This is a genomic window from Ruminococcus sp. D54t1_190329_F1 (assembly GCF_015551645.1).
GTDB lineage: Bacteria > Bacillota > Clostridia > Lachnospirales > Lachnospiraceae > Blautia_A > Blautia_A faecis.
In genome coordinates this window covers 78,068-99,270 of record NZ_JADNDC010000013.1, presented here as the reverse complement: position 1 = coordinate 99,270, position 21,203 = coordinate 78,068, and the positions used below count along the sequence as shown (strand labels likewise).

General features: G+C 43.0%; 21 protein-coding genes and 2 pseudogenes. 4 read left to right on the top strand and 19 right to left on the bottom strand.

What is annotated here, in order from left to right:
- The 3 genes and pseudogenes from I2D69_RS19825 to wecB form a co-directional block, all read right to left on the bottom strand.
- Window positions 1–198, bottom strand: a pseudogene (locus I2D69_RS19825) (ZIP family metal transporter); the annotation flags it as partial.
- A gap of 331 nt (window positions 199–529) precedes the next feature.
- Window positions 530–1,255, bottom strand: a complete 726-nt coding sequence (locus I2D69_RS08015; RefSeq protein ID WP_195379704.1) for a hypothetical protein — start codon at window positions 1,253–1,255, stop codon at window positions 530–532.
- A gap of 94 nt (window positions 1,256–1,349) precedes the next feature.
- A pseudogene (gene wecB, locus I2D69_RS08010) lies at window positions 1,350–2,009 on the bottom strand (UDP-N-acetylglucosamine 2-epimerase (non-hydrolyzing)); the annotation flags it as partial.
- A 236-nt stretch (window positions 2,010–2,245) separates the two neighbouring features.
- Here wecB and I2D69_RS08005 point away from each other — a divergent pair.
- Window positions 2,246–2,479: an alpha/beta-type small acid-soluble spore protein gene (locus I2D69_RS08005; RefSeq protein ID WP_195379703.1), complete on the top strand. Its 234-nt coding sequence runs from the start codon at window positions 2,246–2,248 to the stop codon at window positions 2,477–2,479.
- A 126-nt stretch (window positions 2,480–2,605) separates the two neighbouring features.
- Here the strand turns inward: I2D69_RS08005 and I2D69_RS08000 are convergent, their stop codons facing one another.
- The 5 genes from I2D69_RS08000 to I2D69_RS07980 all read right to left on the bottom strand — a co-directional run bounded on the left by I2D69_RS08000 (window position 2,606) and on the right by I2D69_RS07980 (window position 7,299).
- Window positions 2,606–3,346 (bottom strand): hypothetical protein, encoded by a 741-nt coding sequence (locus tag I2D69_RS08000; protein ID WP_195379702.1) that lies wholly within the window; start codon window positions 3,344–3,346, stop codon window positions 2,606–2,608.
- Window positions 3,340–4,050 carry an ABC transporter ATP-binding protein gene (locus tag I2D69_RS07995; protein WP_118584213.1) on the bottom strand — a complete coding sequence of 237 codons (711 nt, stop codon included), beginning with the start codon at window positions 4,048–4,050 and terminating at the stop codon, window positions 3,340–3,342. Before I2D69_RS07995 ends, I2D69_RS08000 begins: the two co-directional genes overlap by 7 nt.
- A 16-nt stretch (window positions 4,051–4,066) precedes the next feature.
- Complete coding sequence (locus tag I2D69_RS07990) at window positions 4,067–4,423, bottom strand: GntR family transcriptional regulator (RefSeq protein WP_187565662.1); 357 nt, start codon at window positions 4,421–4,423, stop codon at window positions 4,067–4,069.
- A gap of 175 nt (window positions 4,424–4,598) precedes the next feature.
- Window positions 4,599–5,849: a DNA polymerase IV gene (locus I2D69_RS07985; protein WP_195379701.1), complete on the bottom strand. Its 1,251-nt coding sequence runs from the start codon at window positions 5,847–5,849 to the stop codon at window positions 4,599–4,601.
- A 214-nt stretch (window positions 5,850–6,063) separates the two neighbouring features.
- A complete protein-coding gene (locus tag I2D69_RS07980) occupies window positions 6,064–7,299 on the bottom strand; it encodes a galactokinase family protein (protein ID WP_195379700.1) in 1,236 nt (411 codons plus the stop codon).
- Between the two features lie 306 nt (window positions 7,300–7,605).
- On the opposite strand from I2D69_RS07980, the gene I2D69_RS07975 reads away from it, so the two are divergent.
- Complete coding sequence (locus I2D69_RS07975; protein ID WP_118578380.1) at window positions 7,606–8,487, top strand: AraC family transcriptional regulator; 882 nt, start codon at window positions 7,606–7,608, stop codon at window positions 8,485–8,487.
- Window positions 8,488–8,519: 32 nt separating this feature from the next.
- On the opposite strand, the gene I2D69_RS07970 is transcribed toward I2D69_RS07975, so the two are convergent.
- Window positions 8,520–9,029, bottom strand: coding sequence for an Ig-like domain-containing protein (locus I2D69_RS07970; protein ID WP_173719510.1), 510 nt, complete (start codon window positions 9,027–9,029; stop codon window positions 8,520–8,522).
- A 357-nt stretch (window positions 9,030–9,386) separates the two neighbouring features.
- On the opposite strand from I2D69_RS07970, the gene I2D69_RS07965 reads away from it, so the two are divergent.
- Window positions 9,387–9,776: a hypothetical protein gene (locus tag I2D69_RS07965; RefSeq protein ID WP_173715588.1), complete on the top strand. Its 390-nt coding sequence runs from the start codon at window positions 9,387–9,389 to the stop codon at window positions 9,774–9,776.
- A gap of 93 nt (window positions 9,777–9,869) precedes the next feature.
- On the opposite strand, the gene I2D69_RS07960 is transcribed toward I2D69_RS07965, so the two are convergent.
- From I2D69_RS07960 to I2D69_RS07950, 3 genes are all read right to left on the bottom strand, one after another.
- Window positions 9,870–10,409 carry a EutP/PduV family microcompartment system protein gene (locus tag I2D69_RS07960; protein WP_148462568.1) on the bottom strand — a complete coding sequence of 180 codons (540 nt, stop codon included), beginning with the start codon at window positions 10,407–10,409 and terminating at the stop codon, window positions 9,870–9,872.
- Window positions 10,410–10,534: 125 nt separating this feature from the next.
- Complete coding sequence (locus tag I2D69_RS07955; RefSeq protein WP_173715587.1) at window positions 10,535–10,963, bottom strand: BMC domain-containing protein; 429 nt, start codon at window positions 10,961–10,963, stop codon at window positions 10,535–10,537.
- A gap of 11 nt (window positions 10,964–10,974) precedes the next feature.
- Complete coding sequence (locus I2D69_RS07950; protein WP_118578382.1) at window positions 10,975–11,340, bottom strand: BMC domain-containing protein; 366 nt, start codon at window positions 11,338–11,340, stop codon at window positions 10,975–10,977.
- Between the two features lie 374 nt (window positions 11,341–11,714).
- Between I2D69_RS07950 and I2D69_RS07945 the strand changes: the two genes are divergently transcribed.
- Window positions 11,715–13,085 (top strand): MATE family efflux transporter, encoded by a 1,371-nt coding sequence (locus I2D69_RS07945; protein ID WP_173719509.1) that lies wholly within the window; start codon window positions 11,715–11,717, stop codon window positions 13,083–13,085.
- Between the two features lie 166 nt (window positions 13,086–13,251).
- Here the strand turns inward: I2D69_RS07945 and I2D69_RS07940 are convergent, their stop codons facing one another.
- From I2D69_RS07940 to I2D69_RS07910, 7 genes are all read right to left on the bottom strand, one after another.
- Complete coding sequence (locus tag I2D69_RS07940; protein WP_226814801.1) at window positions 13,252–14,268, bottom strand: M14 family zinc carboxypeptidase; 1,017 nt, start codon at window positions 14,266–14,268, stop codon at window positions 13,252–13,254.
- A 257-nt stretch (window positions 14,269–14,525) separates the two neighbouring features.
- A complete protein-coding gene (locus I2D69_RS07935) occupies window positions 14,526–16,805 on the bottom strand; it encodes a hypothetical protein (protein WP_118578384.1) in 2,280 nt (759 codons plus the stop codon).
- Between the two features lie 88 nt (window positions 16,806–16,893).
- Window positions 16,894–18,144: a glutamate-5-semialdehyde dehydrogenase gene (locus I2D69_RS07930; RefSeq protein WP_173715584.1), complete on the bottom strand. Its 1,251-nt coding sequence runs from the start codon at window positions 18,142–18,144 to the stop codon at window positions 16,894–16,896.
- Window positions 18,145–18,705, bottom strand: coding sequence for a 5-formyltetrahydrofolate cyclo-ligase (locus I2D69_RS07925; protein WP_173715583.1), 561 nt, complete (start codon window positions 18,703–18,705; stop codon window positions 18,145–18,147).
- Window positions 18,683–18,904 carry a DUF896 domain-containing protein gene (locus I2D69_RS07920; protein ID WP_118578386.1) on the bottom strand — a complete coding sequence of 74 codons (222 nt, stop codon included), beginning with the start codon at window positions 18,902–18,904 and terminating at the stop codon, window positions 18,683–18,685. The genes I2D69_RS07925 and I2D69_RS07920 overlap by 23 nt, the downstream gene beginning before the upstream one ends.
- Before the next feature lie 84 nt (window positions 18,905–18,988).
- Complete coding sequence (gene proB / locus I2D69_RS07915; protein WP_173715582.1) at window positions 18,989–19,846, bottom strand: glutamate 5-kinase; 858 nt, start codon at window positions 19,844–19,846, stop codon at window positions 18,989–18,991.
- Between the two features lie 342 nt (window positions 19,847–20,188).
- Entirely contained in the window at window positions 20,189–21,202 is a 1,014-nt protein-coding gene (locus tag I2D69_RS07910; RefSeq protein WP_226814800.1) for a DUF3048 domain-containing protein, read from the bottom strand.
- Between the last annotated feature and the right edge of the window lies 1 nt (window position 21,203).

Sequence of the window (21,203 nt, the reverse complement as noted above, 5' to 3'; positions counted from 1 at the left end):
TCCCATATTCTCAGATTGTTTAATTGCCGGAATCAGAAGACTCCAGATTGAAGCAGCAACCATTATACCTGCTGCAACCCCTGCAAGTGCACGTTGCACTGACTTGCTAAATGTTTTTCTCATAAAAAACACGCATGCTGCACCTAGCGTTGTTCCAACAAATGGAATCAGTATACCTTCAAAAATATTTATTAGCATAAAATTTCCTTTCATATATGCTCGAAAAAATTTATTGGCAAAAGTAATTATCTTCAGCGATATAGTATTTATTCTATAGCTTGTTGATTATATTCCCTAATATCTATTATTCTATAATTTGTCATATTTTTATCGTGTTAGACAAAACCAACTATCTAATTTAAAGGAAACCGTGCAAAAAGCAAGCTGTAATTTCACACGGTTTTCTTGTACTTAAGTATATCATTTACGTAATCATGTAACAATAGAATTTTTTCAACAATGCTTTGATTTTTTTCTGGACAATTGAAGTCATTGTCTAAAGAGTACATATTTAATATTCTGCAGCAATTTACAAAAAGCCATTTCTTTTTTTATTCAGCTTCTGCCACTGAAACCTTTCCGTAAACTGCTTATATAATATCTTTTGCTTTTTCTTCTCTTTTACCGGAAATTCATAAATCAGCGGATAAATCTGAGCAACTCCATCCGGATAAAATTCTTTCTGGTGATACAGATCACTGTTTTCAATAATTCTCCATCTTTGATTTGCATCATCCCAGAATAGCTTTTCTATCTGTGCCTGTAGCTTATTACGCATTTCACGGATTGCCTGCACATCCTTTAGTCCTGCATGTTCTAATTCGTACAGGCCTTTCCATACTTCCAGATTATCCATCAGATAAACTGTTGTATTTTCTTCTGAGACCTGTGTAATTCCATCCTGCATCAGGCTTTGAATCTTTTTTAATGCAAGGCTGATTCCCTTTTTCCAGTATTCCGGCAGGTCTGTACTTTCTGTCTTTTCCAGATATTTTCCCATAAGAAAAAGATACATACCAAGATACCCGTCTTCGGAATCAGCCTTTTCTTTATAAATAAGTTTCCCACTCTTTTTCCTGTAGATTCCCATTTTTCCATCTGTTTCCAGCAAAATCCCGGTATGCCAGTCCAGATACCTGCCAACAGCTTTTTTCTCTGTTTCAGTAATGGGGCAGTTCTTTGTTTCTGCCAGAAGCCCCAGTGCAGCCATACATGCAAAGTATGGATTAACATCTCCGGCTTTACTTCCATTCATGTAAAATTCACCCTCAGGCCCCTGATTTTCAAGAATCCACTTTTTTTCTCCGGTCAAGACTGTTTCCAGCCATTTCTGCCGGGCATCTATTTCTTTTCTCAGGTTCTGTAAGAAGCTGCCTGCATTCTCTGTAAATATCCTCCATTTTCGTGCCTGCAAGCTTTAAGGTTCCTGCTTCCACACCTTCCGGACGTTCTGTTGTATCTCGCATGACCAGCACAGGTTTTCCCAATGCCGGAGCTTCTTCCTGAATTCCGCCACTATCAGTCATGATCAGATAACTGGCTTTCATCAGGTTATGAAATTCTACCACATCCAGTGGTTCGATCAGGTGTATTCTATCACATCCACCGAATTCCTCATCTGCGATTTTTCTGACCTGCGGATTCAAATGTACAGGATAAATAACCTTCACATCTGTAAATTCCTCCACGATCCTGCGTATAGCCCGGAACATATCACGCATGGGTTCTCCCAGATTTTCCCTTCTGTGTGCTGTCACAGCAATCAGTCTGCTGCCTTTTGCCCATTCTGTTTCCGGGTGATAAAAATCATTTCGCACCGTATAGTACAAAGCATCAATTCCTGTATTTCCTGTGACAAAAATCTGCTCTGGATCCTTACCCTCTTTCAGCAGTGCATCCGCTGCTTTCTGGGTCGGTGCAAAATGCAAGCTGGCAGTAAGTCCAATGGCCTGCCTGTTAAATTCTTCCGGATAGGGAGATTTCATATTATAAGTACGAAGTCCCGCTTCCTATCTCTATTTTTGTGTATGCAATTTTTTGTTCTTGTAATAAGATATGCTCCCAATATAAGAATTTCTACACTGAGAATGTAGCGTCAAGTTAAAACATTTTGCTATCCGGCATATTTTTTTTGTTGTCTTTTTTTTGATCACCCCATTTATTCCCAGTGTATTTTCATTTTCAGAGTACATACTAGCAATGTAACATCAAACAAAACAACAATTAACCAAGGAGGAAAATGATTATGTCAAACAATACTTCTTCTAACAAAGCAGCTGTACCAGAAGCAAAGGGCGCATTAAATCGTTTCAAATTTGAGGTTGCAAATGAGCTGGGTGTGCCGCTTACAGACGGATACAACGGAAACCTTACTTCCAAACAGAATGGTAGTGTAGGTGGTTATATGGTAAAAAAGATGATCGAGGCGCAGGAAAGATCCATGTCCGCCGGACAGAGCAGCCAGAGTGGTCAGTACTAATTCAAAAAACGCCTGATTAAGTAAAAAAATACAGGGTATTACTTACTCCTCAACGAGAAGCAGGTAATGCCCTGTTTTGAAATAGATCTTTTTTGACGCTCTAACCTTCTGATCCTGCGTTTTCTATTATACGCTCAGCTTCTTCTCCATGATCCAGCCGCTGATTACATACAGCACTGCCGCAATGGCAAATGATGCTGCAATATACAGGACAAAAGTAAGTTCCATACTTTCCAGAACCGGAATGAGATCCAGCAGCTTCCCAATAACAGAAGATATTACCAGGAAGATAAGGAAGCCGGCGATGCCGCTGCCTTTTTTGCCTGCAAGGACACTGGCGGATAAGATCACGGACAGGTCAGCATTCACAATGAAGACGATCCAGCTTGCCAGAAGACCAAAGAAATAGAAAGCTGCTTCTGCCGGAGTAAAAGTCACGGACCAGTTTACTTCCATAAAGGAACTCACCAGATTGATCATCTCTTTCAGACCGCCAATGTAAAGAGTTGCAACTGTCACATCAATGGCTGCCAGCGCTGCAAAAAATGCGCCTGCCATGATAATGGAAATTCCATTTTCCAGGATCTTGGCTCCCAGAATCTGATAGCTGCTCTTTGGTGTGAGAAATAACATATAACTCTGTTTGGTATTCAGGTCACGATGGAGAACATTTACACTCTCTATACCAATGTAGATAACACCAAATATTGTACACATGACCAGGAAAATAATTCCCATTGCCAGAATATTATCCTTTTTCCAAAATACACCTATTAAAAATGCAATTTCTGCAACTGCTGTGATCACCAACAGAACCAGTTTGGAAAATGCTGTTTTCCGAAGCTCATATTTCATCAACTTTAACATACTTCTTCTCCTCCATGTCCATAGATTTCACGGTATAGATCCACTACGGATTTGTGTTGATTGATCCGAAGCTCCTCTACCATGCACTGATTTGCCAAAATACCATCTTTCATAAAAATGGCTGCATCTGCTACACGTTCCAGTTCGTCTACGAGATGACTGGAAACTACCAGTGTCACATCTGGATCTATGGCTTCCAGAATGCTCTTCATAATCTGGTCTCTTGCAAGAAGGTCAATGCCGTTCAACGGTTCGTCAAGCAAGTACAGCCTGGCCTCCCTTGCCATGGTAACTGCAATTTTCAGCTTGGCCATCATACCAGAGGACAGCTTCTTCGCTTTCATGTCCTCTGTAAGCTCCATTCGGGAAATCATCTGTCTGTATTTCTCCATGGAAAAATCTTCGAAAAAGTCCTCATAATATTTTCCCACATCTGAAACTGTCATCCAGTTGTAGAAATAAGGCTCCGTGGACATATAAGCAATTTCTTTTTTACTCTCTTTTCCAATGGGAGTTCCCTGATAAAGGATCTCACCGTTGGTAGGCTTTACAAGTCCTGCTACCATTTTCATCCAGGTGGTCTTGCCGCTTCCATTGGGGCCAAGCATGGCGTATACAAGGCCTGGCTCCAATTGTAAAGATACCTGATTCACAGCAGTCTTACTGCCGTATTTCTTCGTTACTTCTCTGCTCTCTAAGATCATTTTTATACACTCCTCGTCATTCCGACTGTTCTTTCTCCAGAAGTCCGATTGCCTGAGCTCTGGAAAAACCAAGCTGCTCCATTCCTTCCAGGAATTCCCGGATCAGGGCTCCTGCCATCTCTTCCTTCAGCTGCTGCACTCTTTCCGGATCTTCTGTCACGAAGGTTCCCATCCCGCGTCTGGTAAAGCAGACGCCTTCCATCTCCAATTCTTTATATACGCGGCTGACTGTATTGGGATTAATGGTATATTCTACTGCCAGATCCCGCACAGATGGAAGCCTCGCACCAGGAGACAGCTTGCCTGTTACAATATCCTGCTTTATAGAATTTGCTGCCTGGAGATAAATTGGCAGCGATGAATTATATTCCATGGTTACCTCTCTTTCTGTATCACTGTCATAGTTGTATAGTACACTAGAATTATATTTTCGTCAAGTGTTTTTTTACATTTTTTCACATAAGGAACAAAACCGTGTTTCCTGTGCAAAAAAAAGAACATTGCACTTCCCTGCAAAGGAAATGACAATGTTCTCTTTTCTATTTCTTTTAGAATCTTTTTCCATTTTCTTCGTTTTCCATCTGCGCCTTGGCTTTTCGCCCGATTCCTGCATTGCTGTTCATAATGCTGGCCCGGGTGATCTTGTCGTTTCCAAATTTCATGCGGATGGCATCCATCGCTGCATCCAGCTTCTGGCGCTGTTCCTTTTTCGCACAGTCCTCAAACAGGGACATCTGTTCGAATCCGTCCTCAGTAAGTCCGGTGAGTGCCACTCCGATCAGACGTAATGGCTGCCCCTTCCAGAACTCTGCGAACAGTTTTCTGGCATTTGCGTAGACTTCATCAGTTACATCCGTAGCGCTTCCAAGCTTCATCTGATGGGAACGATTCTTAAAATCCAGAGTGCGGAAGGTGACAGAAATACAGGTACATTTCTTTCCTTTCCGCCTCATTCTGGTGGCTACCACATCGCATTGCTCCAATAAAATAGGCTGGATCTGCTCCATAGATACAATATCATCATTGAAAGTCTTCTCCACGCTGAAGCCTTTACTATCCTCCGGCACTTCCAAAACCGGAGAATTGTCAATGCCTCTGGCGTACTGGAAGAGCTGATGTCCGGTCTTTTCTCCCAGAAGTGTCTGAATAGTGGACTCCCTTTCCCGAGCTAGTTCCCCTATGGTGCGGATACCGAAATCAACCAGCTTCTTTTCCGAAGCTTTTCCCAGAAATAACAGATCTCTGATGGGAAGAGGCCACATTTTTGCCGGAATTTCTTCCGGGAAAAGGGTGTGCACTTTATTTGGCTTCTCGAAGTCCGAGGCCATTTTCGCCAGCAGCTTATTGGTGGAAATTCCCACATTTACTGTAAATCCAAGCTCCTGATAAATCTTATCCTTTATCTCACAGGCTGTTGCTATGGGATCCGGGTAGATCAGGGAAGTTCCAGTCATGTCCAGAAATACCTCATCAATAGAAAAGGATTCCATTGCAGGAGCATAAGATTTACAAATTGCTTTAAATGCCTGGGAATTCTTCGTGTAAAGGCGAAAATCACTAGGTACCACTACCAGATTCGGGCATTTTCGAAGGGCCATTGCCACGGGCTCACCAGTCTGTACTCCGTATTTCTTGGCAGGAATGGATTTCGCAACTATGATTCCGGTACGTGTCCTGGGATCACCGCCTACTGCAGACGGAATTTCCCGCAGATCCGGCTCACCTGCCTTTACTCTGCTCGCTGCCTCCCAGGAAAGAAAAGCGCTGTTCACATCAACATGAAAAATCAATCTTTCCATCTGATTCTCCTTCTTTCGTATTTTCCTTTATTTCCGAAAATTCTGTGATAGACTCAATATAGCACGTCAGAAGGAAATATGTCCAGATTCTTTATGTATATATTACGCAAATACGGTAACACAAAAAGACTGTAAAAGTTCTAAACTGGCTGTCATAGCGAAAAGCTGCTGCGAAAAAGGTCACCTTTAGTTCAGATAACTCAGAATATTGTCATTATCCAATGTGAACAGCTCCAATTGCGCGGATATCCATTGGATAAACGTTCTCTCTGCCAACATACTGGGAAATGTATTCTACATAATTCTCCATCTCATTTTCCGGTACAACAGCTGCAATAACACCGGCAAATCCGCCGCCATGTACTCGGCAGATACCGCCGCCGATCTTGTTCAGGAACAGCTGGGTAAGAGCAAGAACCAACGGGATCTTCTGCTCGTGGCAGTCTTTCATGCAGTAGCAGTTCTGAAGCAGTTCCCAGGACGATCTTCCGGATTCATCCATCAGCTTCAAAAATTCCTCGTAATCTGCCTTACCAATTGCCTCTGCTGCCCGTTCTACACGGGAAGTCTCTTCAAAGAAGTGAATGGAACGGAGAATTGCTCTGTCGTCCTGAATCTCGTTTACATGTGCAAGCAGATTTTCAAGAGTAGTCTCATGAAGAAGCTCTGCACCAAGTACCTTGGCTGCTGCTTTCATCTCACCTGGAATCTCAGAGTATTCCTGGCTGAGATCTGCATGGCCTTTTCCGGTGTTTACAATTACCAGTTTGTGACCAAATTTTCCATAGGAGAAGTCCAGCTTGCTGTATTTCAGATCATTTCTGTCTGCAAAGTCGAAGAGAACCGGACCACCAACTGCACATGCCATCTGATCCATCATTCCGGAAGCTTTATCCCAGTATACGTTCTCTGCGTACTGACCAATCTTTGCATAGTCTGTGTAAGTCATCTTGCTGTCGTTAAAGAAGTAATCGATGATTACGCAGATCAGCATTTCAAAGGATGCAGAGGAACTTACTCCTGCTGCTGCGATCACGTTGGTGCTTACATAGGCATCAAAACCAGCTGTCTGAAAGCCATTCTTCTTCGCACCTTCCATCATACCGGCAACCAGGGCAAAGGTTCCTTTCGGATAGTTGGCTCTGCTGATCTTGTCAAGATCAACTACGATCTCATCTCTGTAGCCTTCACTTGTAATGTGGATCACGTTGGTTCCATTCGGTGCAGCTGCGCCGATGGTATCCAGATTGATACTTCCTGCGATTACCTTGCCGCCGTTGTGGTCAACATGGTTTCCGATGATTTCTGTTCTTCCAGGGGAAGTAAAGAAATCTGCATGGTCATGTTTGTAGATTCTGGCAAAGTTGTCTGCTAGATTCTGGAAACGAGCTGCGCAGGCACTGTTCTCTCCATAGATTTTCTCAAGGTTTGCTTTTTCTGGTAAATTCATGGTCTCATTCTCCTATTTTTGTTAATATTGTTATAATTTTACATTCTGTACTCCAGCTGCCTCAGTGCATATTTTCCGCTTCATCTGTGCTTATCCGGATCTCTCATCAAGTTAATTTCATTTTACATGCATTTCCTTTGCATTACCTTAAATAACTTGCGAAAAACAAGTAATATATTGCGTTTTTATCTTTAACAGATGTATAATACAGGTAAATTTATGCGTTTTATTGTAGTTCTCTATTTTTGAACATATGGAATTCTATACAGTCCACAGGATATGAAATTTTTTCTCGGGAGGTTTGGCATGCAGATCATAACCAATCAGTTTCAAAAAGAATTAAAACAGCACGGCAATGAACAGTTTCCATTCCTGGTCAGCTACCAGAAACTTTCAGAATATGAGTCTGGTTCCTTTATGTGGCACTGGCACCCGGAAATAGAGATTACTTATGTGCAAAAAGGCACTATGTGCTACAAGGTCAACCATATGGTTTACCACTTAAAAGAAGGAGATATTGTATTTAACAACTCCGGTGCCCTTCACTCTGGCACAATGGAAAATCAGAAGGACTGCGCTTATATTCCTGTAACTTTTGATTCCAGGCTGATTTATGGATTTTTCCAAAGCACTGTCAACAGCAAATATGTAGATCCTGTCATTCAGGATTCTATGCTCCCTGCCATCTGTATCGACCAGAGTGAGCCCTGGCACAAGCCTTTTCGCGAATATCTTCTCCGCATTATTGATCTGGATGAAAAGAAACCGGATTTTTATGAGCTGGACATTACCATCTGCCTGCAATCCATGTGGCGGCTTCTTCTGGAGCATATTACCTACGAACCCCAGGCTTCCAGGGAAAACTCTCTGGAATACGACCGAATCAAGAAGATTCTGTCCTACATAGAAGAAAATTATCAAAATAAGATCACCTTAAATGACATCGCCGGACACATCCACCTGTGTGAAAGCGAATGTACCCGGCTTTTTAAACGTCATATGAATACTACCTTGTTTGCCTTTTTGCAGGAATATCGGATCGAGCGCAGCCTGGAGTTTTTGCAGGATGACCAGCCTGTCAGCGCGGTGGCTGACAAGGCTGGATTTTCAGACCCCAATTATTATTCCAAAGTTTTTGCCAAAATAAAGGGATGCAGTCCCCGGGAATATCGAAATCATAGATTTTAAGTTGAACTGGTGGTTGCTAACTTATTTTCCAATTATTGCACCAATATCTGATATAATATGATCGGTGAACCGTCGGTGGGGATTCCTGCTACCCAGGCGGTTCCGGATTTTAAGCCCATAACAGTTCCCGTGTTGGATACCACGATTACGGACGGATCTGTGCTGCCCCAGCTGATATTATCAGAACTACTATCTGTTGTTAATTCTGTGGTTTCTCCTACTGCTATTTCTATTTTAGGAATTGCAATTTCAGGCTCCGGTTCCTCTTCCGGGGGATTCACGCTGTCCCGCCTGACAGCCTCATAGTTTTGATCCAGTAGCCCCACATAATGGTGACCTTCAAAGTTTATCTGAACACTTACATCCAGTCTTCCATTATCTTTAATCACAATAGGACAATATACATATTCCCCTTCTGAAATTTTATACTCGTACCAGTTTCCATTTACTGGAACCTCCTGTGCATCTACCCGAACAGAGCTTGCCTCTGCCCATGCCATTTCTGGTACACACATTAAAACTGCTATTAATCCAATTATCATTCCAAACTTTTTCATCATCCTCAGTTAAAAAATGACATCCAATAGGTTGGATCATTCCGCCTCGATTGATAGAATCGGTATCTTTTTCTGAACAGTCAGGCAAATAATAGTAGTTCTCTACTTTTCCCTTATTCCTTCTTCCATCCGAATTATAGAAATAGGCTGCTCCCTCTCCATCCGTCAAATAATTCAAAATTGTATAAATCCCTGCATTCGGATAATATCCTTCAAACAATTGCAGAAGATCAAAGTACTGCCCAGGTATTCAAAAATGAGCCTTTAGTGTTTTATTATCGGAATTACTTTTTATCTCTGGTTCAAAACTGCGAGCTTTGGGTACAATGCAGTTCCAATATTATGGATGTGCTGCAGGAGTATCTTACCGGAACCAGTCCTGACAGACTGCAAATCCTCATGGCGCATCCCTGTCCCGGCAGATATATCACTCCTGGACTTATAAAAAAATATATGAAGGCACCAAACCTGCCTTATGATACCATGTTCCACCTTGTTGAAAAACATTTTTCCGTATTGCGGAACATTCAGAAAAATTATGTAACGATTTTCTCGGAAAAAGGATTGTCAGCTTTTATCCAAAATGGAATTCTTCAGGATTTACCGCCCCAATATGTTCCGCCTCTGGAACCTTCGGATGTAAAAATGATGTTAACAGAATTGTATAAAGAAACAGAAAACGGCACGATCACCAGTCTGATCGTCCGAAGGAAGAAACCCTCTGTCTGTTAAAGCGGTACATTTCTTTAATACCGTAATTTACATAAGCAACATACCATATAAAAATTCCCATCCAGATAACAGGAAAATCTGAATGGGAATTTTTTATAGCATATTCTCTTTTTCTTCCGGATAAGCCACTCCCTCTGGAAGAGGATCCCACTCGTTCAGACCAAGGCTCTGTTTGAATTTCGCCTGTTCCAATGTAAGCTTCGGGGTATCCTCCTGCAGATATTCCATCAACTCATCAATTCCCTCTCTGGTCACATTATTCACCATAAAAATGCGTTCACATCCAGCGTTGATCAGCCATTGTCTCACCATAGGGATATTGGCATATGGTGAATCAATTTTTGTGATAATGCCAATAAGAGGACGAAGGATAAAAGAGCGGCAGCTTGCACCAAACAGATTAAATGGCTCATCTGCAGCCTGCACAATTGCCACCACATCTGCCTCAAAGGAAAAACATGCAAGTCCTACACTGAATCTTTTTGACTCTGCATACTCCCCCGGAGAGTCAATGGTATCGTCATTGGAATTGGTATATTGTGTTTTTATATAATGAAGCTCCTCGCCTTTTAGTGCCTGCGTCAGTGAGGTCTTGCCGGCCTCACTTCTTCCCATCAAAAAAATTTTCTTCATCGAATTGTATTTCCCCTGTTTTCAATAAACCTTACTTGTAAAAATACAGCAGTGCATTATTTTTACATTTGCATATCATAATATCGTATCCATAAGCTGCTGTTCCCGCAGCCATAAGGTATCTGTCAGCTTCTGTGAACCGCACATGTTTTAAAGCCTAACTCTCTGTCAAAGAAACGTACGACCTCTTCCACAGCAGTCTGCACCTGGGACAATCCTCCTGTAATGATCAGAGAACCGCAAAAACGATCCATAAACCCGATCTGTACATCTGCACTCTTCATGGCAACATCTGCAGCTACCACAACCGCTTCCCAGGGAGTAAAACGGATCAGACCAATGGATTCTCCTGTGTGGTCTTCCCCCTCATGAACTCCAATATGCAGTCCCAGATTTTCATAAATACAAGATTGGGAAGGACTGATCACATGGGCAAGACAAACTTCCTTTCCCGGTACACGCACACGAGTCATACGAAGCTTCTTCCCCTTCAGGTGTTCATAATCTTCATGGAATAGCATTTCCAGCAGCTCTTCCTTCGTTATTCGCTCCATGCTTCTACTTCCTATCGTTTCGTAATATTGCAGACCACGTATCCCAGAGAATCCCGGAAATAATTTACGATCTCAGTCATTGCAGACATTACATCAGAAATCTCTCCTGTAATGATCAAAGTCCCTGTAAACCGGTCTGCGAATCCAAGATAAACATTACCGCTCTTCACCGCAATATCAGAAGCGATAACAGCGGATTCCGGCGGTGTCATATTCATGATTCCAATTGCAGAGGAACGATAATCCAGCTGCGGATTCAACCCAAGCTTCTGATAAATGATCGGTGCCGGTCCTCCCATTACATGGGCAAAAGTAATCTCCTTACCAGCCACAGTCTCCTGCACGATTCTGATCTGTTCTCCATGTTCATTTGCCATTTATATGAATGCCTCTCTTTCGAAAAAAATATCTTCACGTTATATTTGATTTTACCATTTATGTGAGCAAATAGCAAGCAAAACCAACATATCAGTCAAAATTCCTAAACATTTTTTGAGAAAAAGTGTGGTTTCTTGAACATTATGGTATCAAATGCCTTTAAAATAGTCAAAAATAAAATAGTGACAGATAATCCGCAGTGTGATAAAATAATTTTCGCTTCCAGAGTATGTAAAAAAATGCAATCTGCAAAATGTGCGTTATATTTTGTGGAAATGATTTTTCAAACAGACTCTGACACACTCTAATATGTAAGTAATTTAGTAACACTTTTTATTTACGATCTCTATATATCTCAATAAGGAGTTTTTTTATGGAAAAAGATATGACAAAAGGCCGGCCTTTGCCGGTAATCCTGAAGTTTATGCTTCCTCTTATTATTGGAAACATTTTTCAGCAGCTCTATAATATGGCAGATACAATTATTGTAGGACGCTATGTAGGTGCTGATGCCCTTGCGGCAGTCGGATCCACAGGAACGATCATGTTTCTTACTGTGGGCTTCTCGCAGGGAATCACAGCCGGTTTCTCCGTACTTACCGCTCAGCGCTTCGGTGCCAAAGATACCGAAGGGGTAAAGATCAGTGTAGCAAACGGAATTCTTCTTTCCCTGATTTTTACCGTGCTCATCAGTTCTTTAAGTTTGCTGGGCATGCGCCCTCTTCTGAAGCTGATGAACACACCTGACAACATTTTTCAGGATGCATACACCTACATTATGATCATCAGCGCCGGAATCATCGCCACTATTTTTTACAACCTGTTTTCCTCTTACCTGCGTGCAGTTGGAAACAGTAAGATTCCGCTGGTATTTCTTGTATTTTCCGCAGCTTTAAATGTAATTCTGGATCTGGTACTGATTATCAATTTTAAAATGGGCGTTGCCGGAGCAGCATTGGCAACCATTATTTCTCAGGGCGTTTCCGCAATACTCTGTTTGGTCTACATCTATATACGTATGCCTTCTCTTGCACCAAACAGAAGACATTGGAAGCTTCATGGTCAGGAAAGCCGTAACCAGCTGGCTATGGGAATTCCTATGGCATTGCAGTTTGCAATTACAGCTTCCGGTACCATGGTCATGCAGTCTGCCATCAATCTTTTCGGTTCCGTTGCCGTTGCCTCTTTTACGGCAGCCAGCAAGGTACAGAATCTGGTAACCCAGGGAATGATGGCTATGGGACAGACTATGGCGACATATAGTGGACAGAACTTCGGAAAAGGTGATATCAAAAGAATCCGCCAGGGTGTTAAAGCGGCTCTGGAAGCTTCTGTTGTATATGCTCTTGCAGCGGCCGTGCTGGTTTGTATTCTGCTGAAACCAGCTCTTGGACTTTTCTTCACTGGAGATGTGGATATGAACAGCATGCTTCCATGGGCAAAAACTTATATTTATATGAGTGTGATCTTTTACATTCCTTTAAGCAGTATTTTCGTATTCCGAAACACCATGCAGGGCTGCGGATATGGATTCCTGCCTATGATGGGTGGTGTTTCTGAATTGGTTGCCCGTCTGGTTGTGGCAATGATTTCCATGGCGGTAGGAAGTTATGCACTTGCATGCTTCTGTGACCCGGCAGCGTGGGTTACAGCAGCAGTATTTACCGGTGTTTCCTATCTTTTTGTGATGAAAGATATCCGCAGGAAATACGAAAAACCGGAAACAGCTGCTTCTGAAAAATAATCATTTCGGATGCGCATGGCAATCTTCTCTGCGTTTCGTAAACGTCAAAAAACAAATCAAATACTAAAAGGAGATGTTTCGATTACTTCGGACATCTCCTTTTATGGTTACCGGCCAGCTCTCTCAAGTAATTATTTTACAGAGGCTTACCTGCAATCAATAACATTTAATTGTCTAATGAAAATATATATTCCAATGGAAGCAAATGTATTTCCTCATATACTGCCTTTTTATCCTCTTCAACGCCTCTTCCATTTCCGCTTTGAGCTGGTACTTTAATACGAAATGCCGGCTGTTTTTTCGTTTGAATATAGTATTGTTCCGGGGTTCCCATTCCCTTAAATTTCTCCCTTGCCGATTCGGTCATCTGTTCCCTTTCCAGATGATAGGAAGAAGATTTCTGCATATGTCTTGCCAGCCGGTAGGATTTCGGAAGACTTCCCACTCCCTGCTGACAGTGATAATAAATGATTTCCCTTCCGGATTGAGCAAACGTCAAAAGTCCTCTTCCATCATATTCCTGAATGATCCGGATCAATGCCTTTGTCTCATTCTCGCTGGCTGGTTCCTCTCCCATACGTGAACGGATATAATGAACCGTTGGAAAATTATGTGAAATATCCATTCCACGGGCATTATATCCAAAATCCTCAGCAGGAATGCTTTGCATACGAAGCATTTGACGGTAAACTGGATTTCGAATAGCACCAAAGCCATTCTGGCGGATTTCATAACCATCCGGGTTTAAAATCGGAATCAGACAGATCCTTATTTTATCAAGGAGTTTTTTCACTTCATAAAATTCATCCAGCTTCCAGCCGCATTCGTAGGCCCTGCAGTATTCTCCTGCCATTTTCAGAAGAAGTTCCGGCAAAAGAGCCTGAGTTCCATTAATTCCAGCCACACAGAAGATCATCTGTGCGCCGGTGCCAACTTCCAGCATTGGGATCATTCTCTCGTCATGACTGTTTCCAATCACGCGAAACTGGCAAAAGCTGCTGTAGCGTCCAGCTATTTCCCATAAAGAATAATATATGTTTTCAAATGACAGCGATGTTTGTACCATATCTGCATCTGTCGGTTGTACTTTCTTTTGTATATTTACTTTCGGCATGTCACTGACAGCCGTTTTATTCTGTGGGAACAATTCTTTTCTGACTGACAATACGCTTTCTGACAACATATTTTACCTCCTGCAGCAGGAAAAAACTCAGGCGGCATTTCATCTCTAGAGCGTGTTTGAAAAATCATTCCAACAAAGTGTAACGTACATCTTGCAGAAGGCCTTTTTTTACACGCTATAGCCTGTCCCCCCGCTGCCTGTATTATTATATGCAAAAAGGCAGGTCAAAAGACCTGCCTAATGTATGTTTCTTATTATTTTGCTGTCAGAAAAACTTCTGATCAAAATGCATGGTTATTCATATGCCATAGATTTTCTTAGATTTCTTTTTTTCTCTTTCTGACGATAACATAACCTCCAGCTACCAGAGAAAGACTTGCAAGCATCATCATAGTGGCAATCGGGGAGTTATCGGCTGTTCTCGCGTTTGTTGCAGATGTAGAACCGGTATCGCTGTCTGTTCCGTCATGGTTCTCTGCATCATCGCCATCTGTTCCATCTCCATCGCCGCTACCTGTTCCGTTATAATCATAACCGCCGGAACCAGAACCGGCTGTTGCAGTTGGCGTGATTGTGCCGGATGGAGTTACTGTGAAGTCGATTGCCTTGGACTTAAATTCTGTAGGGAGAGCTTCCTTCACGCCGGTAGCTTCCCATTCGGATCCATTGTATATGTACTTCTGGAAGAAGATATACATTCTAAAGGTCTTCGCCTGCTTGATACCATTTACATTTCCGATAGACCAGCTCTTCTGATATCCGGTGTCAATGTTCTTCGCGGACATGCTCCAGCCATACGGGATCCACTTGGTATCACCTTTGATCGGGTTTGTATTGTCAGTTCCGGCGCCAGTTACTGTGAAATTGTACATCTGCTTCGGGTAGAATGCCAGTGCTTTTTCAAGACCTGTTACCTTGCTTTCGCTGACAGACGGGTTAATGGTTGCACGAGTAGTTGGCGTCGGTGTAGTAGTAATCGGAGTTTCTGTGGGAGTGCTTGCTTTCGCCTTTAATGTAAGTACAAGTGGCGCAACTGCTTCAAGTCCCTTGGAATCCTCAGCATATACAACTACTTTAATGGCTGTATCATAAGCTACATCTGTCAACTGTACACTTGCAGAGCTTGCAATATCTCCAGAGCTCTTATAATTGCTCTTTACTGCTTCGAATCCAGGTGTAGAATCAGATTTCTTCACCCAGGTCACATAATATCTTCCTCCAACACCAGCATCATTGGTATGGAAGGTCAGATCAACAGTATGCTCATACGCCTTATTCCAGGAAATAGAATCTGCGGTCAGCGTCATAGTACTAACAGGAGCTGTAACAGACTCAAGTGCTCCAGTCTGGTTGTTAATGGTATACTCTGTAGTGTCCAGATAATGAACATGTGCCAGAATATTCTCCATAGTAGTAAGTGCAGTACCATTCGCATCCGTACCGACCTTTACAATAATCTTTCCGGCAGCTGCGTCACTTCTTCTTACCTGAAGGTCTGCTGTTTCAGCAAGCTGGCCAATTGCTGCGATACATGCGTTATCACCGCCTAAAACAATACTGTTATCATTAAGACCATCGTCCTTGTTATCCTTTACAATTACAGCGCCGGAAACACGGATCTCGCCCAGACTGTAAATAGCTCCACCTGTAATTTCAGCAGCTTCATTTACAATACCTTCAGACTGGTTTCCTGTGATAGTACCACCTGCCAGTCCGATGCTTCCGCCAGAATTACAGATTGCAGCTCCCGGCGCACTGGTTCTGTTTCCTGTCAGGGTTACACCATCGGACAATCCGAAGTAACCGCCCTCCACAGAAATAATGGAGCCTGTTGCATCCCCCTGGTCAAGTGCTCCTGTTACAGTCAGACTTAAAACAGTCTCACCCTCCTTGCCTGTACCAAACTGGAAAGAAGTGGACTCATCTTTTACTTTAAACATATCTCCTAAAAATCCGGCTGCACGTTTAATAGTAGTTCCATCCGCAGCTGCTGCAATAGAGATATTCTTATTCTGATCGATCACAACAGTCTCACTGATCTCTACAGTTCCGGTTACAAGGATCTGGGTAACTTCACCATCCTTGCCAATATTAACCGGGGCTGCCGCAATTGCCTCTGCTAATGTGGAATAGGATGTCTGGGTTCCATCTGCTGCCTTCAGGATAATCTGACCAGTGGTCTCAGGAGTAGGGGTAGCACTCTCCTCTTCCTCCAAAGTCAGCTCAGCAGTATCTCCGCTGTTAAAGCCATCATCCACAACCGCATCCGCTGCCTGAGCTGGTTCTGCTGCCGGTGTGTCTGCAGCTGCCTGGGTTGGTTCTGCTGCCGGTGTATCTGCAGCTGCCTGGGTTGGTTCTGCAGTCGGCGTATCTGCTGCCTGTGCAGGTTCTTCCACAGGTGTATCTGCTGCGGCATCTGAAATATCCTGCACTGGTTCAGCTGCTGCTTCTCCTTCTTCTGACTCTGCGGCAACAGCTACTGTGTCCTCTATTGTCACGGTCTGGGTATCTGCCTCTGCAAATGCCATTGTCACCGGAGACATTCCGGCTGCAAGGCTTCCCGCCATAATGAATACCAAAAGTTGCTTTTTCTTCATTTTAAAAAGTCCTCCTTATAAATGAGTCCCCCATATTAAATATTAACATCGAAGTCTAGTATAACATATCTCAGTTCAAAAATCAAACCTAAGGACGAATCTGTCCGTTTCCATAAATGATATATTTTGTGGAAGTAAGTGCCAGAAGTCCCATGGGGCCACGGGCATGAAGCTTCTGGGTGCTGATTCCGATCTCGGCACCAAAACCAAACTCAAAACCATCCGTAAATCTTGTAGAAGCATTCACATATACAGCAGCTGCATCTACTTCATCCAGGAATTTCTGGGCATTGTTGTAATCTCTGGTAATAATTGCCTCTGAATGGCCTGTATTGTAGCGATTGATGTGGCGAATCGCTTCATCTGCAGATCCAACTACTTTTATAGAAAGTATATAGTCCAGATATTCTGTACCCCAGTCTTCCTCAGTGGCAGTGACTGCGTCTGGGATCAAAGCCTTCGCTTCCTCGTCAGCACGCATCTCCACATTCTTTGTCCGAAGGCGCTCTGCAAGAACCGGAAGGAAAGCATCCTTCACTTTCTCATGCACCAGAAGAGACTCACAGGCATTGCAGACACCCACCCGCTGTGTCTTGGCATTCATCACAATGTCTGCCGCCATCTGAAGATCTGCGCTCTCATCCACATAAATATGGCAGTTTCCGGTACCAGTTTCGATTACAGGAATCGTGCTGTTATTTACTACTGCTTTAATAAGACCTTTGCCTCCTCGTGGAATCAGTACATCCACATATTCATTCATCTTCATGAATTCTCCGGCAGTCTCTCTTGAAGTATCAGAGATCAGCTGGATCGCATCTTTCGTAATTCCATTCTCATCCAGGGTTCTGCGGATGCAATCCACAATAGCAGTATTGGAATGGATGGCATCACTACCACCCTTTAAGATCACCACGTTGCCAGTTTTAAAGCAAAGGGCAAAAGCATCTGCTGTCACATTTGGTCTTGCCTCGTAGATGATTCCGATCACTCCAAGAGGGACTCTCTTCTGTCCAATGAGAAGTCCGTTGGGACGTTTTTTCATCCCGGTCACTTCCCCGATAGGATCTTCCAGTGCCGCAACCTGACGAAGCCCCTCTGCCATGCTTGCAATTCTGGCTTCTGTCAACATCAGACGGTCTACCAGTCCTTCTGGCATCTGATTCTTCCTGCCATTCTCTACATCAATGGCATTTGCTGTAAGAAGTGCTTTCGAATCTGCAACAAGGCTGTCTGCAACAGCCTCCAGAACCTGATTTTTCTTAGCTGTATCAAGGTTTCGAAGAACGATTTCTGCCTCTTTGGCATTCCTGCCAAGAGTTTCCAGCATTTCATTCATTTATAAGTCCTCCCTCCGGTAAACTTTACTCTGTGTCACAATGATCTGAGGACAAATGTCCGTAGGTTCTGTGGGCACCAGATCAAGGATCTGAAAATCAAAAGCCACTGCCAGTCTGGTAATATCAGGATGTTTTTCTAAAAAGCGGTCATAAAAGCCGCCGCCATATCCCACTCTGTTGTTCTCAGGATCAAAAGCTACACCAGGCATGACCATAAGAGCATCCTCCCACTTCACGATCTCGCCTCTGACAGGCTCCGGAATTCCAAAATATCCAGGCTCTAGCTGAGAAAAATCAGTAAGGCGGTAAAAAATCATATCCTTTCCCACAACCTTCGGGACTGCCACTTCTTTTCCTGCTTTCCAGGCTTCCTCAATGATATATCTGGTCATTACTTCATGATTGTAATCTGCATAAGCCAGAATATGCTTAGCCTTCACAAACTCTGAGAGTTTCAGCACCTGATCTGTAATCTGATGGCTCCATTCTTCTACCTGCGCATCGCTGCACTGCTTTCTGGCTGCAAAAATCTGCTTTCTAATGAGTCTTTTTTCTTCCATATCTTTCTCCAAGATTCACAACCGTACCATCGGCTTCCTTTACATCAATATTATCCAGCTGATTTCTAAGGTTCATCTTAATGGTGGCAATATACTCCTTGCGCAGCTCTGCCTGTTCTTTTTTCTCTTCTTCTGTAAGGCCTACGCTCTGTGCCTTATGGTGAAGGGTGTTGATTCTGTCGATTTTTGTGCTGTCCATAATATACTCCTCCTGAGAATGTTCTATGTAATTTTAATTTATACAAAAACTTAAAGCAATTGTAACTGTGAAGATACTGAACAGTTACAGCAATTTTTCAATATAATCGATCAGGAAAAACTCTTCCTTTTTCTTTCCAACAAACAATGTACCGCAGGGGTCGCCCTCCACAATGCGGTGAATATTATGAAAATCGCCGCCATTGGCAATTACCATGTCGGTACCGGCAGCTGTGGCAATTCTGGCAGCTGTAAGCTTGGTAGCCATTCCTCCAGTGCCCACTTTGCTTCCGGAGGAGCATTTTCCCATGTTAAGAAGTTCATCGTCCAATGTTTCTACCATGTCAATAAATTTCGCATCTGGATTTGTATTCGGATCATCTGTAAAAAGTCCGTCTATGTCTGACATAAGGATCAGAAGATCTGCCCCTATAAGAGCAGCTACCACTGCAGAAAGGGTATCGTTGTCTCCGAATTTTTCCAGAGACTGAAGCTCATAGGTGGAAATAGAGTCATTCTCATTAACAATAGGGATCACACCCATGGATAAAAGCTCATTAAACGTGTTCTCTGCATTTTTGCGGTTGGCGTTGTTTACCATGGTATTTTTGGTCATCAGGATCTGACCTGCCATCTGATTGTATTCTCCAAACAGCTTCTGGTAAATCATCATAAGTCTGGCCTGTCCAACCGCTGCACACGCCTGCTTCTGACGAGGCTCCTGTGGCTTCTCTTTAAATCCAAGAGCTGCTGCTCCAACAGCGATGGCTCCTGAAGATACCAGAACCACATCCTTACCCTGATTTCGAAGATCGCCCAATTCCCTTACCAGAATCTCCAGTTTCCGAAGATTCAGCTTGCCAGTTTCAGCATGGGTAAGAGAGGAACTTCCAATCTTGATTACAATACGTTTTTTATCTTTCAGTCTTTCCCGATCATTCATTTTATTTGTCAACTCCGTTATTATGTTTCCATGTAGTTTTCATACATATCAATTTCTTATCTTACATCATTTTTTTCATTTCGTCCATGGTTTCAGGTAAACAGTTCTTAATTTCAGAAAAATTTCACATTTTAACGTGTAGAATTATTGTTTCTGTAAAATATTGCATAGTCTGAAAGAGCTCTACCGTGTTTTGATCGTCCTATCACTTTTGCAAATCAAGTCAAAACGCGTTCATTTGCATCATGCGCTCGTGCAGACAGGCTCTAGAGCATGTTTTTCACGTAAATACAAAAGAGGAACGCCTTATCTTATGACGTCCCTCTCCATTTTTAATTTATTTTACTGTAAAGACACAGAACCTACAGAATCATTCAGCACGATCTCGACCCATGTTTTTCCAGGATTCAGCTGAATCTCCTGATTATTGGAATCATAATAATGAGTGATTCCCCACTGGGAATCCTTTGTCCAGTGGATGTCGATTGCCTTGCCTCTGGTGATGTATTTGCCCTCACCTCCGGACTGGGTATCTACGTTCAGATAACCATTTGGATCATATGGAACATAGTTGGAATACTGTAAAATAATATTCTCACATGTCAGCTGATTACCTGTGTTCTGGTCAATATGCGGTGCATTAAACTGGAAGCGGCTGTACTCCTTAGTCTCTGCATTGTACTCAAACCACGGATGGTTATAAGCGAAATTATCAAGCTTCACAACATTTGCAGAAACTCCGTCATCCAGGGTTGTCTCAGTTCCTTCCGGTGCAAACTGGAAATGACCATTATAGTCCTCTTTATAATCCTGGCTATAGCCCTGGCTCTGGATTCCTGCCTGAAGATGGGAGAAATCAGTGTAAGCATTGTGCGGTGCTACACGGTCAGTGCTGCGATAGTAAGCATTTCCAAGTGTAAGTCCGTTCAGATTGTCGATCAGGTGCTGGTCCAGATACTGAAGTGCATATACAGCCTGTCCATAATGAGAATAGATGGCATCATACTCATTTGCATAGAACAGGAAGTAATCACGGCAGCTTCGCACAGAACCGATCCTTGGAATATTGTCATAGTCCTCGATGATCGCCATGAGACGGGTGATGCTTCCCTCTACCGGTGCTTCATAAATGACTCCTGCGTTCTCAGTTCCGCTCTGTGGAGCGCCATTGGTATCGTTGCCAAGCATAACTGCGATGGGACGTCTGTGGCCAATGCCGACAGATACATCCTCTCCGGTAAGATAACTCTTCACGGTATCTGTCCCGGCTTCCTCTGCCTGTACCGCTACTGTGGATCCTGCAAGTGCGCAGGAAAGCAACATTCCTGTGAGAAGTTTAAATATTTTTTTCTTCATG

Coding starts and splice junctions, on each gene's coding strand:
- I2D69_RS08015 (WP_195379704.1), bottom strand. CDS start 1,255: ATGAATGGAAGTAAAGCCGGAGATGTTAATCCATACTTTGCATGTATG.
- I2D69_RS08005 (WP_195379703.1), top strand. CDS start 2,246: ATGTCAAACAATACTTCTTCTAACAAAGCAGCTGTACCAGAAGCAAAG.
- I2D69_RS08000 (WP_195379702.1), bottom strand. CDS start 3,346: ATGTTAAAGTTGATGAAATATGAGCTTCGGAAAACAGCATTTTCCAAA.
- I2D69_RS07995 (WP_118584213.1), bottom strand. CDS start 4,050: ATGATCTTAGAGAGCAGAGAAGTAACGAAGAAATACGGCAGTAAGACT.
- I2D69_RS07990 (WP_187565662.1), bottom strand. CDS start 4,423: ATGGAATATAATTCATCGCTGCCAATTTATCTCCAGGCAGCAAATTCT.
- I2D69_RS07985 (WP_195379701.1), bottom strand. CDS start 5,849: ATGGAAAGATTGATTTTTCATGTTGATGTGAACAGCGCTTTTCTTTCC.
- I2D69_RS07980 (WP_195379700.1), bottom strand. CDS start 7,299: ATGAATTTACCAGAAAAAGCAAACCTTGAGAAAATCTATGGAGAGAAC.
- I2D69_RS07975 (WP_118578380.1), top strand. CDS start 7,606: ATGCAGATCATAACCAATCAGTTTCAAAAAGAATTAAAACAGCACGGC.
- I2D69_RS07970 (WP_173719510.1), bottom strand. CDS start 9,029: ATGATAATTGGATTAATAGCAGTTTTAATGTGTGTACCAGAAATGGCA.
- I2D69_RS07965 (WP_173715588.1), top strand. CDS start 9,387: ATGGATGTGCTGCAGGAGTATCTTACCGGAACCAGTCCTGACAGACTG.
- I2D69_RS07960 (WP_148462568.1), bottom strand. CDS start 10,409: ATGAAGAAAATTTTTTTGATGGGAAGAAGTGAGGCCGGCAAGACCTCA.
- I2D69_RS07955 (WP_173715587.1), bottom strand. CDS start 10,963: ATGGAGCGAATAACGAAGGAAGAGCTGCTGGAAATGCTATTCCATGAA.
- I2D69_RS07950 (WP_118578382.1), bottom strand. CDS start 11,340: ATGGCAAATGAACATGGAGAACAGATCAGAATCGTGCAGGAGACTGTG.
- I2D69_RS07945 (WP_173719509.1), top strand. CDS start 11,715: ATGGAAAAAGATATGACAAAAGGCCGGCCTTTGCCGGTAATCCTGAAG.
- I2D69_RS07940 (WP_226814801.1), bottom strand. CDS start 14,268: ATGTTGTCAGAAAGCGTATTGTCAGTCAGAAAAGAATTGTTCCCACAG.
- I2D69_RS07935 (WP_118578384.1), bottom strand. CDS start 16,805: ATGAAGAAAAAGCAACTTTTGGTATTCATTATGGCGGGAAGCCTTGCA.
- I2D69_RS07930 (WP_173715584.1), bottom strand. CDS start 18,144: ATGAATGAAATGCTGGAAACTCTTGGCAGGAATGCCAAAGAGGCAGAA.
- I2D69_RS07925 (WP_173715583.1), bottom strand. CDS start 18,705: ATGGAAGAAAAAAGACTCATTAGAAAGCAGATTTTTGCAGCCAGAAAG.
- I2D69_RS07920 (WP_118578386.1), bottom strand. CDS start 18,904: ATGGACAGCACAAAAATCGACAGAATCAACACCCTTCACCATAAGGCA.
- proB (WP_173715582.1), bottom strand. CDS start 19,846: ATGAATGATCGGGAAAGACTGAAAGATAAAAAACGTATTGTAATCAAG.
- I2D69_RS07910 (WP_226814800.1), bottom strand. CDS start 21,202: ATGAAGAAAAAAATATTTAAACTTCTCACAGGAATGTTGCTTTCCTGC.